The sequence below is a fragment of the Pseudomonas nitroreducens genome (assembly GCF_014204515.1).
GTDB classification, from domain to species: Bacteria; Pseudomonadota; Gammaproteobacteria; order Pseudomonadales; family Pseudomonadaceae; genus Pseudomonas; species Pseudomonas nitritireducens_A.
Map to the genome: position 1 here is coordinate 78,967 of NZ_JACHLI010000022.1, position 13,062 is coordinate 92,028.

Here is a 13,062-nt window from a genome sequence, read left to right on the forward strand (position 1 = left end):
CCATCCGGCCGACGGGAGGCTGGCGCGCCGGCCAATGCGCGTGTATCGCCAGCGATACACAGTGACGCTTCCGCCTCCCTCGACAAAGGATGTCGCCATGCCGGAAAAGGACCTGAAGAAGATCGCCCGCCACCACGTCGACCTCGCCTGGAACAAGGGACACCTGGCGCTGGTGGAGCAGTTGCACAGCCCGGACTTCATCTACAAGAGCGCCTTTACTGCCCAGCCGCTGGACAACGCCGGCTACCGGGCGCTGGTGGAGGAAATCCGCAGCGGCATGGACGACCTGGAAGTCGCCGTGGAGGAATGCATCCGCGAGGGCAACAAGGTCTTCACCTGGAGCACCCTGATGGGCAGCATCGCCCGCCCGGTGCTGGGCTATCCGGTCAGCGACCGCATCGTCAGCATCTCCGCCATGGGCTTCTGGGTCTTCGACAGCCAGGGCCAGGTGCGGGAGCTGTGCACCTTGTTCGACATGGAAAGCTTCCGCGCACAGATGGGGCTGCCCAACCGGCCCTTCGCCGAGAAGGCGCTGCCCTGACAAACGAAAAAGCCCGGCATCTGCCGGGCTTTTTCTTGTGCGCTTTTCGTAGGAGCGGATTCATCCGCGATCACCGCGACAGCGGTGCCCTACAGCCAGCACCGGCCTGTCGGCCGGATCGCGGATGAATCCGCTCCTACAAGATCAGTCCAGGCCCCCGAGTCAGAGGTAATCGTTGGCGTGGAACCAGGAAATGGCCCGCTCCAGCGTGTCCCCCAGCGGCACGTGGGACTCGAAGCCCAGCTCTTCGCGCGCCTTGCGGCCATCGAGGAACTGCCCGCCGGCCATGACCTCGATGGCGGTGTCATCCAGCAGCGGCATCTTGCCGGTCAGCCGATAGCGCCAGCGGCCCAGGGTCGCCAGCGCGCGGGCGCGGTGCAGCGGCATGGGCGTCGGCGCCGGCTTGCCCAGCAACCGGGCAATGGTGGCGGTCAGCTCGCCCATCTCGATGTTGTGCCCGGTGAGCAGGTAACGCTCACCCACCCGGCCGCGCTCCAGCGCCATGAGCAGGCCGCGCCCGGCCTCGGAAGCATCGATGACGTTCCGCCGGCCCGGTACGTAGTGCAGCATCTCGTCGCGGCCGATGGCGGTGATCAGGCGCCCGGTGGTCGGGCCGATGTCCAGCTCGCCCAGCACCATGCCGGGAATCCCGATGACCACCGGCAGCCCGCCACGGGCCTGCTCGCGGGCCTGTTCGTCGAGCGCCCACTTGCACATCACGTAGGCGCTCTTGCCGGTGGGCAGACCCTCGTAGAACAGCCCTTCGTGCCCCGGCAGCCCCTGGGGATGCGAGGGCATGGCGAAGGCCGAACCGACGTAGAGGATGCGCGGCACTTTCGCCTGCAGGCAGGCGGCGTAGAAATGGTTGGTCAGGTCCAGCGCGCTGGCGACCTCCTCCTGCCAGCGCCGCGGGCGCACCGGGTAGTAGCCGGCGCTGAAGATCACCGCGTCGAGCCCGGCGAGCGCGCGGGCCATGCCCTGGTGATCGAAGAGTTCAGCCACCCGGCACTCCGGCTCCAGGTAGGCCAGGCGCTGGATCTGCGATGACGGTCGGTGGATCAGCACCAGTTGATGGCCCGCCGCCTTGATCGCACGGGCGGCGTGGTGGCCCAGGAGCCCGGTGGCTCCGAGTACAGCGATTTTCACGGGTGCTCCCTGTTCACTGTAGAAAGCGGCGCAACCTTACGCCGCCCCTGGCCGTTCGAGATGTTCACGTGCTGCTGTCAGCGGGACTTCGACTGCTCGTAGAGCGGCATGACCTTGGGAATGGCGGCCTGCAGGTTGGCCATCCGCGTGCTGTCCGCCGGGTGGGTACTGAGGATTTCCGGCGGTGCATCGCCGCCGGCCTGGCCCATCTTCTGCCACAGGCTGATCGCGGCGTTGGGGTTATAGCCGGCGCGAGCCGCCAATTCCAGGCCGATCAGGTCGGCCTCGTTCTCGTTCTGCCGGCTGTTGGGCAGGGTCATGCTGTATTCCACCACCTGGTGGGCCATGTCCATGCTGGTCTGGCCCAGGCCGAGCAACTGCCCGCCCAGGCCCAGGCCGACCTGCTCGGCGTAGGCGCGGGACATCGCCTCGCGGCCGTGCTCGCGCAGGGCGTGGGCGATCTCGTGGCCCATCACCGCGGCCAGCTCGTCGTCGGTCAGCTTGAGCTTATCGATCAGCCCGGTATAGACGATGATCTTGCCGCCGGGGCCGCAGTTGGCGTTGAGCTCATCGCTCTGGATGACGTTGACTTCCCACTGCCACGACGGCGCATCCGGGCGGAAGGCGCCGGTCTGCGGAATCAGGCGGTCGGCGATGGCCTTGACGCGTTTGGCATCGCTGCTGGTGGCGTCCAGCTTGCCGGCCTTGGAGGCCTCGCTGAGGGTCTGCTGGTAGGACTGCGCGTACATCTGGTCGACCTGCGCGCTGGACAGCATGCTGAACATGTTCTGCTTGCGCTCGACGCCGACGACGCCGCCACTGGTGGTATTCACCTGCTGGCAGGCGCTCAGCAGCAGGGCAGCGGCGATGCCGGCCACCCGGAAAACTCTGGGCATGTTGCTCTCCCGAAACAATGCAATCTCCCACGGACAGCGCGCATGGTAGGCCCACCCCCGGTGGCCGGCAACCACCGCGAAACAGTCGGCGCAGCAGTGACTTAGGAAAACTCCCGGGGCCCCAGGGGGCCGCCCTCTGCGCCGGCGGGCAGGCGTCCGCTGGGCAGCGATAATTTCACAATGACATCACATGCTAGACCCACCGCTCGCTGCCGACAATCCTGCGACAGGCGGCAAACAGACGCGTTACAACCCTTTACAACGGCCGCCTAAGGAATTCCCGAAGGCCTGCCGATACAGATAGACAAGCACGCCTCTGGGACATTCCGGGTACCCGTATGAAATTCAAGTCGATCCAGTTTTCCGTGGTCGCGCTGGCGGGTGCCAGCGTTCTGGCGGTGGTCGCCGCGCTGGTGCTCTACGCGCTGTTCGCCGGCTCCCGAACCCAGGCACTGGTGCAGGATCGCACCCAGGCCCTGCTCGAACAGGTCATCAACGAGCGCCTGGTGGCCCTGGCCCGCGGCCAGGTCAGCCAGATCCAGCGCGAGCTGGAATACCCGCTCACCGTCGCCCGCGATCTGGCCAACACCAACGCCCTGCTCGACGAAACCGACGCCAACGGCCAGCCGCTGCTGGGCATCGGCCGCGCCGGCATGTCCAACCTGCTGCGCCAGACCGTGGCGCAGAACCCCAAGCTGCTCGACGCCTTCGCCGGCTGGGAACCCGACGCCTTCGCCGGCAAGGACAGCCAGTACTCGGGCCTGCCCGGCTATGACGCCAGCGGCCGCTTCATGCCCTGGTGGTACCGCAAGGACGGCAGCCTGACCGTGGAAGCCATGGGCGACACCCTGGAAAGCCAGAAGATGCAGCCCACCGGCGTGCGCGAAGGCGAGTACTACCTGTGCCCGAAGGAGAAGCACCAGCCCTGCATCATCGACCCGGCGCCCTACGAGATGGCCGGCAAGATGGTGCTGATGTCCTCGTTCAACGCACCGATCATGGTCAAGGGTCAGTTCAAGGGCACCGTCGGCGTGGACCTGTCGCTGGACTTCATCCAGGACCTGCTCAAGACCGCCGACAGCCAGCTCTACGACGGCGCCGGCGAGATGGCGCTGATCTCTACCAACGGCCGCCTGGTCGCCTACACCAAGGACCCGTCCAAGCTCGGCGAGTCCGCCAGCACCGTGCTCGACGCCAACGAAGTGGCCAACCTGAGCAAGCTCACCCTCGACCAGCCGCTGACCTCGCTGGACAAGGAGCACGGCCATATCGAACTGTTCCTGCCCTTCACCATCGCCGATTCCGGCGCGCGCTGGACCCTGATGCTGCAGTTGCCGCAGGAAGCCGTGCTGGGTGACCTGAACCAGCTGCAGAGTGACCTCAAGGCCCAGCGCGACAGCGACACCCTGGGCATGGCGCTGGTCGGCCTGATCATCGCCGCCATCGGCCTGGCCGTGATCTGGCTGGTCGGCCACGGCATCGCCCGGCCGCTGCGCCAACTGGTCGGCATGCTCGATGACATCGCCCAGGGCGAAGGCGACCTCACCCGTCGTCTGTCCAGCGACCGCGCCGACGAGCTGGGCTCCATCGCCAAGGGCTTCAACACCTTCCTCGGCAAGCTGCAGGGCATGATCGGCCAGGTGGTGACCTCGGTGCAGCACGTCAGCGATTCTTCCGAGCACACTGCCGACATCGCCATCCGCACCAACCAGGGCGTGCAGAAGCAGCTGGCAGAAATCGAGCTGGTGGCCACCGCCGTCCACGAGATGACCGCCACCGCCCAGGACGTGGCGCGCAACGCCACCCACGCGGCCGAAGCCGCCAACCACGCCGACCAGGCCGCGCACCATGGCAAGCGCATCGTCGAGAGCAGCTCCACGGCGATCCAGGCGCTGGCCAGCGAGATCGGCCGTGCGGTGGGCGTGGTGCAATCCCTGGCCCGCGACAGCGAGAACATCAACGCGATCCTGGTGGCCATCCGCGGTATCGCCGAGCAGACCAACCTGCTGGCGCTCAACGCCGCCATCGAGGCCGCCCGCGCCGGTGAGCAGGGCCGTGGCTTCGCCGTGGTCGCCGACGAGGTACGCAACCTCGCGCAGAAGACCCAGCAGGCCACCCAGGAAATCCAGTCGATGATCCAGCAGCTGCAGAGCGGCACCCGCGATGTGGTGCAGGTGATGCAGCAGAGCCAGGACAAGACCGCCGACAGCGTGCGCCACGCTGGCGAAGCAGCCCAGGCGCTGGAGTCGATCACCCAGGCGGTGTCGGTGATCAACGACATGAACACCCAGATCGCCAGCGCCGCCGAGGAGCAGAGCGCGGTGGCCGAGGACATCAACCGCAACGTCGCCAACATCGGCATGGTCGCCAACCAGGTAGCCGGCGGCGCCGACGAAGCCTCCCAGGCCAGCGCCGAGCTGACCAAGCTGGCCGAGCAGCAGCGGCGGCTGGTGAATCAGTTCAAGGTATAGGGGCAAGGTGTGGCGTGATCGCCTGGGCCCGCTGCCCATGCTTCCCCCTCACCCCAGCCCTCTCCCTCAGGGAGAGGGGGGCCGTCCGTACCGGCTGACGCCAAGGTTTCAGCCTGCGCCCATCAGTCCCCTCTCCCTCCGGGAGAGGGTTAGGGTGAGGGCAACCCAGGCACGGAACATCACGCCGGCGTCAGGCACTCCGGCCCATTGCAGGTCGGATCGTTGATGAAGTTCGCCAGCGCCTGCTCGCGCAGCCGCGCCTGGGGCAACTGCAGCAGTTCCATCAAGCGCGCAACGGGCGTCTCGTTCGACAGCCACTGCGCCTGCTCCGCGGCATCCAGAATCAGCGGCCGGCGCAGGTCGCCCGCCGCCTGGGTCAGCATCGCCACGCTGTAGTAGGTGTGGCCTTCCACCGGGTAGGCCTCCCACAGCCCGGCGAAGCAGATCAACCCGCCACCGGAAATCCAGTGCGGCCGCTTGCGCACGCCGCGCCATTCGTAGAAGCCGTTGGCCGGCAGCAGGCAGCGGCGCTGGGCGAAGGCGTCGCGGAACATCGGCTGTTCGACGACGGTTTCGGTGCGGGCGTGGGCGGGAGTGCGCGACAGGTCCTTGAGCCAGGCCGGCGTCAGGCCCCAGCGAGCCAGATCGGCATGGCGCGCGCCTTGCTCCTCGCGCAGCATCAGCACGCGGGCGCCGGGCGCGATGCTCCATTGCGGCTGCAGGTCGGCCGGGAAGCCGGCGCTGTCGGCAAGTTCGCGGTTCCAGCGGAACAGGGCGTAGCGGCTGGTCATCGGAGCGAGTGGGGACCTTGAGCAGAGGAATTCAGCAAAGCAGGACGCCCGGACCGCCTTCATGATCGTCGGCAGGCCCCGGCAAGGGTTGCGCGGCATTGTACGCGGCGATCAGCTCGCGCGCCCGCTGGGCCTCGTCGTCTTCCACCCAAAGGTGCAGCAGGCCCATGCCGGGCAGCTCGCCGATACCGCCGACCAGGTGGCGTCCGCCCAGGTGTGACGAAATGCCCTCGTTGGCCAGCATGCCGCCCAGCAGCTCGGCTTCGATCAGGTCGGCGGGTTCGTAGATTCGCTGCATCAATCGTCCTCGCGCTGGACTTCCAGGGTCCACTGCTCACCATCGGTGTGCAGCTGGAACAGGATCGGCCGGCAACACACCGGGCAATCCTCATAGTAGCTCTGGTCGCCTCCGGAGAGGTCGAGCACGGCCTCGGCCGGCTCACCGCAATAAGGGCAGGAATAGGTCTGACTTTCGAGCATCGCTGGCTCCCCCGTGACTTCCGTTTATAATCGCGCGGTCTTTTTGGGTGCCCGTCCGGACCACGCGGTCGCGCAATACCCTCCCGAGCCGTCTACGTCGCGGCTTGGCCCGTGATACCCCTGGAATTCATAGAGAGCATGATGGGCGAGTTCGAAGCCATCCGACCGTACAACGACGCCGAAGTCCCGGCTGTCCTGCAGCGCCTGCTGAGCGATGACGCCTTCCTCGGCGCGCTGGCGCGCTACCGTTTCCCGCGTCTGTCCGGTCCATTCGGCTGGCTGCTCAGACCTCTTATAGCCCATCGGCTGGCGCGCGAGATCATCGGCATCCGCAGCGTCGCCGAGCTGCAGGACAAGTTCGAGCCCTACGTCGACCGCACCATCGAACACGCCACCGACGGCGTCACCTACTCGGGCGTCGAGCGCCTGAAGTCCGGGCGCGCCTACCTGTTCATCGCCAACCACCGCGATATCGTGATGGACCCGGCGTTCTGCAACTACGCGATCTTCCACGCCAAGCTGCCGACGCCGCGCATCGCCATCGGCGACAACCTGCTGCAGAAACCCTTCGTCAGCGACCTGATGCGCCTGAACAAGAGCTTCATCGTGCACCGCTCGATCAGCGGGCGCCGCGAGAAGCTGGCGGCGTACCAGAACCTCTCGGCCTACATCAATCACTCGATCTGCCAGGACGTCCAGTCGATCTGGATCGCCCAGGCCGAAGGCCGCGCCAAGGACGGTGACGACCGCACCGATTCGGCGATCCTCAAGATGTTCCACATGAGCCGCAAGGACGAGCCGTTCGCCGAGGTGGTGCGCCAGCTGCACCTGATCCCGGTGTCCATCAGCTACGAATACGACCCGTGTGATGCGGCCAAGGCCCGCGAGCTGTTCACCCGCGCCACCACGGGCGATTACAAGAAGGCGCCGGGCGAGGACGACCGCAGCATCGTGCAGGGCATCACCGGCTACAAGGGCCGGGTGCACATCAACTTCGGCGAGGAGATCACCGGCGACTTCGCCGACGCCAAACAGCTCGCCGCCGAGCTGGACCGGCAGATCCTCGGCAACTACCGGCTGTTCCCGGTGCACTACCTCGCCTACGAGGCCTCCGAGCTGCGCGATGCCGCGCTGAACGTGCCGCGCGCCGAGACCCTGTTCAAGGCCGAGGAACTGCAGCGCGCGCGCACCGAATGGGAGCGTCGCCTGGGCGAATGCCCCGCGGAGCAGCGCGGCCACCTGATCCTGCAGTACGCAAACCCCGTGCTGAACCAGTACCGGCTCAAGCAGCCGGCATGAAAAAAGGCGCCCTCGGGCGCCTTTTTCGTTTCCATCCAGATCGATCAGAGCTGGGTGCTGTACCAGCTCACCGTCACGGCCAGCGCCATGCAGGCGAAGCCGAAACGGTAGAAGAAGCGGTTCATCCGCGCGGTGGGCTCGACGCTGTCCAGCGGCACCGGGGCGACTTCGCTCTCGGCGGCCAGGCGTGCCAGGGCGAGGCGCTCGCGGCGACGGGTCGCCAGCAGCAGCCAGCCACCGGCCAGGGCGAAGAACAGGGCCAGGTCATTCACGAGACGACCGGGATGGGCCTGGAAGAGACTCCAGAGCGCCTGCAGCGACATCACAACCTCCGCTTCAGAACTGTACGCCTACGACTTCGAAGCAAAGCGGGGGTCAGTCTGGACGAACGGGCATGGCCCGTCATGGATGAGAAACAATGGTCGCGCATTTTATCCGCTGGGCCGCCATCGCAGCCAGCGCGCAACGCTTATTTACGACGAGCGTAAGAATTATCGAGAAATGGTCTAAGGCCATTTCCGCGTCCTGGCACGGTGCTGGCTTCAACGAATTCTGCAAACCCGGTCTTTCGCCAAGGAGATTCGCCATGCTCGACATCGTCCCCCACGAAAATGCCTACCTGATCGAACACCTGGAAGAAATCGAAGCCGTGGTCGTCGAACTCTCGTTCAACGTCCAGGACGACCACTGGCTGGTCTACACCCAGGCCATCGGCCACGAACACCTGGACCTGCCGGAGACCCACGAGCGCCTGCGTTCGTTCGAGGTCGACCCGTATCGCCAGGCCGCCTGATCGGCCTGCACGACTCCCATGAAAAAGCCCGCCAACTGGCGGGCTTTTTCATGGCCGGATCGATCAGCGCTGGTTCAGCGTCTGGCCGATGGTCGGGTCCTTGAACACGCGGGTCAGCGCGTCGCTGAGCACTTCGCTCACCAGCTTGGTGTTGGTCGCCTGGTTGGGCGCCATGCCGAAGCGCTGGTTGGTCGAAGCGCCGTAGCGGCCGCTGTAGCGACGGGTTCCGCTCTGCACGTCGGCGCGGAAGGTGGCGCCGATGTCAGCCTCGGTCACGTACACGCCTTCCTTGGGCGACTGGTACTTCAGTTCGGTCAGGGTCAGCGTCAGGGTCGGTGCGTTGTAGGCGTTGGGCGACGGGGTGAAGCCCAGCAGGCGCACGGCGGTCTCGGCCTGCAGCTGCACCTTGGGAATCACGTCTTCGCTGCGCACGGTCAGCTGGCTGGTTTCCGAGTACAGGCCGCCACGGGTACCCAGCGCAGTGCTCGGGCGACCGTCGACGACTTTCACCACCACCGGTTGGCCTTGGCCAACGGCAGCCACCGGCCCCTTGAACTCGGGGGTCGGGTTGAGTTGTTGCGGGCTGAGGGCGCAGCCGGTCAGGGTCAGGCTGGCAGCAGCGATAAAGCCGAGCAACAGGCGAGGCAACATGCTCATCTCTCCATGGGGTAAGCGATGGCCGGCAGTATACCGGCGCTCAGCGCGGTCAGATAGCGCTTGGCCATTGGACGCGGAACCCGTTCTCAGGGTTCCCCGACCACGCGGCGATCGGCCGCCTTGACCCACCTGGAGGCAAGACGCACCGGGACAGGGCACAAACAGGGAAGCAAGGGGTACACACTAGGAAAAAAGTCTAAGGTGCAGAGCTTTTTTTTGTGTTTCGCCGTTATAATCGCCCCCCGATTATAAGGACGCCTCCTGGTCGGGCCCCGCACGATGCCGACACACCGTGTCTCGCTCCTGCCACCCCTCAAAGAGAGTCGCCACTCGCCTCGGTCACTGGCCGTCGCGCTTTGTACGTTCGTTGCGCAGAACTTGGCATGGATGCAGCCGCCCCCTCCGCACGGAGACCGGACCGGCCCGCGACGACGATCCCCTTTGAGCTTCACGTCTCCAAAAGAGCGTGATCGAAGGTTTTTCACTACTTCACGAGAGTGTGGCGAGCAATGAAGAGTTTTGCGTTGGTAGCACCATTGACGTCTGACCCCGCAGCACTGAATCGCTTTTTCGGCACCGGAAGCCGCGCTTAAGCGCCACTCCCCGATGCACTTGCGGATGACTTGTCCGTCCGTGGATTGCCGAGAAGGTGCGCATTCTCCTCCTCCGATCCCGGCCCGAGACATTCGCGAAAGGTCCTTTGACCTGAGAAGAATTCGGACAATGGTTTTGCGCAGTGGGCGCGAAACCCTTGTCACAACTGGCTGCTGATAGTTTTGGAGACGCGTTAATGGCGCAGAACGAAATCGAATCGATGGACGTGCTGCTGGTCGGCGCCGGCATCATGAGCGCAACCCTGGCTGTCCTGCTCAAGGAAGTCGATCCGGGCGTGAAGCTTGAGATCGTCGAACTGCAGGAATCCGGAGCCATCGAGAGTTCCAACCCGTGGAACAACGCCGGCACCGGTCACGCCGGCCTCTGCGAGCTGAACTACACCCCGCAGGCGGCTGACGGCTCGATCGACATCAAGAAGGCGGTGAACATCAACGCCCAGTTCGAGGTGTCCAAGCAGTTCTGGGCCTACCTGACCGGGAAGGACGCCTTCGGCGCGCCGCGCAACTTCATCAATCCGGTTCCGCACATGAGCTTCGTGCGTGGCAAGGACATTCCCTTCCTGAAGAAGCGTCATGAGCTGCTCAGCCAGCACCACGCCTTCACCTCGATGGAATACACCGAGGACCGCGCGCAGATCGCCGAGTGGGCCCCGCTGACCATCCCCGGCCGTCCGGCCGACGAGCAGGTCGCGATGACCCGCGTCGCCAGCGGCACCGATGTCAACTTCGGCGCCCTGACCAACCAGCTGCTGGGCTACCTCTCCAGCCGCGAAGGCAGCGAAGTCCGCTACTTCCAGAAAGTCGTCGGCCTCGAGCGCAGCGGTGACGGCTGGCTGGTGGATATCAAGAACACCCAGACCGGTGACGCCCGCAAGGTCAAGGCGAAGTTCGTCTTCCTCGGCGCCGGCGGCGGCGCGCTGCCGCTGCTGCAGATGTCCGGCATCCCGGAAAGCAAGGGCTTCGGCGGCTTCCCGGTGAGCGGCCAGTGGCTGCGTTGCGACAACCCGGAAGTGGTCAAGCACCACCAGGCCAAGGTCTACAGCCAGGCCGAAGTCGGCGCCCCGCCGATGTCCGTGCCGCACCTGGACACTCGCGTAGTGGAAGGCAAGACCTCCCTGCTGTTCGGCCCCTACGCCGGCTTCTCCACCAAGTTCCTGCGCCACGGTTCGTTCCTCGACCTGCCGCTTTCGGTGCGCACCAGCAACCTGCTGCCGATGCTCGCCGTGGCCCGCGACAACATGGACCTGACCCGCTACCTGGTGAAGGAAGTCATGCAGTCCATGGACCAGCGCATCGAAGCCCTGCGCAAGTTCTACCCGGAGCTGAACCCGGCCGACTGGCGCCTCGAAACCGCCGGCCAGCGCGTGCAGATCATCAAGAAGGACCCGAAGAAAGGCGGCATCCTGCAGTTCGGTACCGAACTGGTGGCGGCCCAGGACGGCAGCATCGCCGCTCTGCTCGGCGCCTCGCCGGGCGCCTCGGTCACCGTGTCGATCATGCTGGGCCTGCTGGAGCGCTGCTTCCCCGAGCGCTACCAGTCGGCCGAGTGGACCGCGAAGCTCAAGGAGATCTTCCCGGCCCGCGAGAAGCAGTTGGAAACCGACGCCGCGGTGTACCGCGAAGTCAACCAGATGACCGCCGACCGTCTGCAGATCGTCGCCGCGTCCTGAGCCTTGCGCTCATGAAAAAGCCCGCCATTTGGCGGGCTTTTTCGTTCTGGCGACAAACTCAGTGGCAGCTGACCATCCAGCCGACGCCAAAGCGATCGGTGAGCATGCCGAAGCGCTGCGCCCAGAAGGTTTTCTCCAGCGGCATCTCCACCCGCCCCTCCTCCGCCAGGGCGGCGAACGCCTGCTCCGCCGCCACCACGCTGCGCAGCGTCAGGTGCAGGGAAAAGCCATTGAAGGCGGCGTTGTGCTCGCCGCGCCCATCGGACAGGAAGACTTCGGTTTCGCCGATCTGCAGGCTGGCGTGCATGACCTTGTCCAGCCAGCCATCAGGCACTGGCGCGGGGCCGGGCGCCTCCTCGAAGCGCATCAGCGCGCCGAGCTGAGCACCCACCGCGCGCTGGTAGAAAGCAATGGCCTCATCGGCGCGACCATGGAAAAACAGATAGGGCTGTACTTGCACGGCTTCGTCCTCGCCTTGTCGTTATCGTTGTGAGGAGAAGTCTAGGCGGGGTTTTGCAGAGGCGTCCGGCCAGGGTTTTCGTAGGATGGGTGGAGCGCAGCGATACCCATGCGGTCCGCGGCCCGGAGGTGATGGGTATCGCTGCGCTCCACGCCATCCTACGTCGAGTCTCCCTGCCGAAATCGCGCGAACAAAAAAGCCCGCACAAGGCGGGCTTTTCGGCGAAGCGGATCGATCAGCCGCGGGCGGCCTTGATCAATTCGATGTAGGGCTCGGCCTGGCGCTGGTCCTGGATCAGGGCGACAAAGTCATTACCCTGGGCGTCCTTGGCGGACAGGTCGTAGCCGGCCTCGACGAAGAAGCCGACGAAGCGCTCGAAGTCGTCGATGCGCAGGCCGCGGTAGGCCTTGACCAGCTTGTGCAGGGACGCCGGGGTGTCGTCGGCCGGTTCCACGTCGAGGAACAGCTTGACGGCGTCGTCGTTGATCTCTTCGCCAATCACCTGCTTCTTGTCTTTACGCATCGCTCGCTTCTCTCTACGGCTGTCTCGGGGATCGCGGCCGGCAATGGCTCAGGCCGGGCACCAGGGGTCGGGCAGTTTAACCCTGCGCCGGGCGCGGCTCAACGCGCACGCACGGCGCCGGTGTGCAGGTCGGCCCAGATATGGCCGTTGCCGTAAGTGAGGAACTGCACGTAGACGGTGCCGTTGCGCAGCAGGTCGAGCAGCTGGGGATAAGCCGCCTGCGGGTAATACAGGCTGAGCACGCGGGTTTTCTCGTCGTAGGCCGGCTTCTTCAGGCTCTTGCCCTCGGCGTCGAAGCTGATCACCACCTGGCTGATCTGCGCGCCCTTGTTCAGCGGCTTGCCCTTCAGGCGCAGCAGCGACGGCGTGGTGATCGGGATCGGCTGCTGGCTGGACTGGCGCTGGTTGCCCAGCACCACGCTGTACTCGGTGACCTGCAGCAGTTGCTGCTGCTCCGGCTCACCCTGGCGCAGGCTGGCGTCGTCCGGCGGCAGGAACTGGCTGTGCATCGGCGCGGCAACGGCGGCGGCAAAGCCGAGGGGAAGGCAGAACAACAGCGCCAGCACGGCGCCCGGCATGCGAACGGACATCATCACCTCCGCGGAACAGGGCCGAGCACTCTAGCACGGGCCCGAAGCGCCACGACAGGCGCTCATGGCAAGCTCCGCGATACATTGATAGCCTTCAACGTCAGGCACATCTCACATCGAAACAGGCCCGT

The 13,062-nt window shown here is 65.6% G+C and carries 15 protein-coding genes; 5 read left to right on the plus strand and 10 right to left on the minus strand.

What is annotated here, in order from left to right:
• Positions 1 to 97 precede the first annotated feature (97 nt).
• A complete protein-coding gene (locus tag HNP46_RS23570; RefSeq protein ID WP_184593829.1) occupies positions 98 to 541 on the plus strand; it encodes a ketosteroid isomerase-related protein in 444 nt (147 codons plus the stop codon).
• Between the two features lie 162 nt (positions 542 to 703).
• Here HNP46_RS23570 and HNP46_RS23575 read toward each other — a convergent pair whose 3' ends face one another.
• Together HNP46_RS23575 and HNP46_RS23580 are read right to left on the minus strand one after the other, a co-directional pair.
• Positions 704 to 1,687: an NAD-dependent epimerase/dehydratase family protein gene (locus HNP46_RS23575; protein ID WP_184593831.1), complete on the minus strand. Its 984-nt coding sequence runs from the start codon at positions 1,685 to 1,687 to the stop codon at positions 704 to 706.
• A 77-nt stretch (positions 1,688 to 1,764) separates the two neighbouring features.
• Positions 1,765 to 2,583 (minus strand): M48 family metallopeptidase, encoded by an 819-nt coding sequence (locus HNP46_RS23580; protein WP_184593833.1) that lies wholly within the window; start codon positions 2,581 to 2,583, stop codon positions 1,765 to 1,767.
• Positions 2,584 to 2,921: 338 nt separating this feature from the next.
• Here HNP46_RS23580 and HNP46_RS23585 point away from each other — a divergent pair, with 338 nt between their 5' ends.
• On the plus strand, positions 2,922 to 5,054 hold the full coding sequence (locus HNP46_RS23585) for a methyl-accepting chemotaxis protein (RefSeq protein ID WP_184593835.1): 2,133 nt from the start codon (positions 2,922 to 2,924) through the stop codon (positions 5,052 to 5,054).
• A gap of 179 nt (positions 5,055 to 5,233) precedes the next feature.
• Here HNP46_RS23585 and HNP46_RS23590 read toward each other — a convergent pair whose 3' ends face one another.
• Genes HNP46_RS23590 through HNP46_RS23600 form a run of 3 tightly spaced genes read right to left on the minus strand, consistent with a single transcriptional unit; the run spans position 5,234 to position 6,325 of the window.
• Positions 5,234 to 5,845, minus strand: coding sequence for an SOS response-associated peptidase (locus HNP46_RS23590; RefSeq protein WP_184593837.1), 612 nt, complete (start codon positions 5,843 to 5,845; stop codon positions 5,234 to 5,236).
• Between the two features lie 31 nt (positions 5,846 to 5,876).
• A complete protein-coding gene (locus HNP46_RS23595; RefSeq protein WP_184593839.1) occupies positions 5,877 to 6,143 on the minus strand; it encodes a DUF2007 domain-containing protein in 267 nt (88 codons plus the stop codon).
• Positions 6,143 to 6,325 carry a CPXCG motif-containing cysteine-rich protein gene (locus tag HNP46_RS23600; protein WP_184593841.1) on the minus strand — a complete coding sequence of 61 codons (183 nt, stop codon included), beginning with the start codon at positions 6,323 to 6,325 and terminating at the stop codon, positions 6,143 to 6,145. Before HNP46_RS23600 ends, HNP46_RS23595 begins: the two co-directional genes overlap by 1 nt.
• Positions 6,326 to 6,463: 138 nt before the next feature.
• Here HNP46_RS23600 and HNP46_RS23605 point away from each other — a divergent pair, with 138 nt between their 5' ends.
• Positions 6,464 to 7,624 carry a 1-acyl-sn-glycerol-3-phosphate acyltransferase gene (locus tag HNP46_RS23605; RefSeq protein WP_184593843.1) on the plus strand — a complete coding sequence of 387 codons (1,161 nt, stop codon included), beginning with the start codon at positions 6,464 to 6,466 and terminating at the stop codon, positions 7,622 to 7,624.
• Between the two features lie 44 nt (positions 7,625 to 7,668).
• Here the strand turns inward: HNP46_RS23605 and HNP46_RS23610 are convergent, their stop codons facing one another.
• Positions 7,669 to 7,947: a hypothetical protein gene (locus tag HNP46_RS23610; protein WP_184593845.1), complete on the minus strand. Its 279-nt coding sequence runs from the start codon at positions 7,945 to 7,947 to the stop codon at positions 7,669 to 7,671.
• A 263-nt stretch (positions 7,948 to 8,210) separates the two neighbouring features.
• Here HNP46_RS23610 and HNP46_RS23615 point away from each other — a divergent pair, with 263 nt between their 5' ends.
• Entirely contained in the window at positions 8,211 to 8,417 is a 207-nt protein-coding gene (locus HNP46_RS23615) for a hypothetical protein (RefSeq protein WP_184593847.1), read from the plus strand.
• 63 nt (positions 8,418 to 8,480) lie between these two features.
• On the opposite strand, the gene HNP46_RS23620 is transcribed toward HNP46_RS23615, so the two are convergent.
• Positions 8,481 to 9,068 (minus strand): YajG family lipoprotein, encoded by a 588-nt coding sequence (locus HNP46_RS23620; protein WP_184593849.1) that lies wholly within the window; start codon positions 9,066 to 9,068, stop codon positions 8,481 to 8,483.
• Between the two features lie 796 nt (positions 9,069 to 9,864).
• Between HNP46_RS23620 and mqo the strand changes: the two genes are divergently transcribed.
• The gene (mqo, locus tag HNP46_RS23625) at positions 9,865 to 11,358 is read left to right on the plus strand and encodes a malate dehydrogenase (quinone) (RefSeq protein WP_184593851.1); all 1,494 of its coding nucleotides are present in this window, start codon (positions 9,865 to 9,867) and stop codon (positions 11,356 to 11,358) included.
• A 58-nt stretch (positions 11,359 to 11,416) separates the two neighbouring features.
• Here the strand turns inward: mqo and HNP46_RS23630 are convergent, their stop codons facing one another.
• The 3 genes from HNP46_RS23630 to HNP46_RS23640 all read right to left on the minus strand — a co-directional run bounded on the left by HNP46_RS23630 (position 11,417) and on the right by HNP46_RS23640 (position 12,919).
• Positions 11,417 to 11,818, minus strand: a complete 402-nt coding sequence (locus tag HNP46_RS23630) for a VOC family protein (protein WP_184593853.1) — start codon at positions 11,816 to 11,818, stop codon at positions 11,417 to 11,419.
• Between the two features lie 235 nt (positions 11,819 to 12,053).
• On the minus strand, positions 12,054 to 12,341 hold the full coding sequence (locus HNP46_RS23635) for a PA4642 family protein (protein ID WP_184593855.1): 288 nt from the start codon (positions 12,339 to 12,341) through the stop codon (positions 12,054 to 12,056).
• A gap of 98 nt (positions 12,342 to 12,439) precedes the next feature.
• Positions 12,440 to 12,919 (minus strand): hypothetical protein, encoded by a 480-nt coding sequence (locus HNP46_RS23640; protein ID WP_409372452.1) that lies wholly within the window; start codon positions 12,917 to 12,919, stop codon positions 12,440 to 12,442.
• Positions 12,920 to 13,062: the final 143 nt, after the last annotated feature.

What these genes read in the sequence shown, in the direction of transcription:
- mqo (WP_184593851.1), top strand. Translation starts at nt 9,865, where the DNA reads ATGGCGCAGAACGAAATCGAATCGATGGACGTGCTGCTGGTCGGCGCC.
- HNP46_RS23570 (WP_184593829.1), top strand. Translation starts at nt 98, where the DNA reads ATGCCGGAAAAGGACCTGAAGAAGATCGCCCGCCACCACGTCGACCTC.
- HNP46_RS23590 (WP_184593837.1), bottom strand. Translation starts at nt 5,845, where the DNA reads ATGACCAGCCGCTACGCCCTGTTCCGCTGGAACCGCGAACTTGCCGAC.
- HNP46_RS23610 (WP_184593845.1), bottom strand. Translation starts at nt 7,947, where the DNA reads ATGTCGCTGCAGGCGCTCTGGAGTCTCTTCCAGGCCCATCCCGGTCGT.
- HNP46_RS23605 (WP_184593843.1), top strand. Translation starts at nt 6,464, where the DNA reads ATGATGGGCGAGTTCGAAGCCATCCGACCGTACAACGACGCCGAAGTC.
- HNP46_RS23640 (WP_409372452.1), bottom strand. Translation starts at nt 12,919, where the DNA reads ATGCCGGGCGCCGTGCTGGCGCTGTTGTTCTGCCTTCCCCTCGGCTTT.
- HNP46_RS23580 (WP_184593833.1), bottom strand. Translation starts at nt 2,583, where the DNA reads ATGCCCAGAGTTTTCCGGGTGGCCGGCATCGCCGCTGCCCTGCTGCTG.
- HNP46_RS23615 (WP_184593847.1), top strand. Translation starts at nt 8,211, where the DNA reads ATGCTCGACATCGTCCCCCACGAAAATGCCTACCTGATCGAACACCTG.
- HNP46_RS23620 (WP_184593849.1), bottom strand. Translation starts at nt 9,068, where the DNA reads ATGTTGCCTCGCCTGTTGCTCGGCTTTATCGCTGCTGCCAGCCTGACC.
- HNP46_RS23600 (WP_184593841.1), bottom strand. Translation starts at nt 6,325, where the DNA reads ATGCTCGAAAGTCAGACCTATTCCTGCCCTTATTGCGGTGAGCCGGCC.
- HNP46_RS23595 (WP_184593839.1), bottom strand. Translation starts at nt 6,143, where the DNA reads ATGCAGCGAATCTACGAACCCGCCGACCTGATCGAAGCCGAGCTGCTG.
- HNP46_RS23585 (WP_184593835.1), top strand. Translation starts at nt 2,922, where the DNA reads ATGAAATTCAAGTCGATCCAGTTTTCCGTGGTCGCGCTGGCGGGTGCC.
- HNP46_RS23635 (WP_184593855.1), bottom strand. Translation starts at nt 12,341, where the DNA reads ATGCGTAAAGACAAGAAGCAGGTGATTGGCGAAGAGATCAACGACGAC.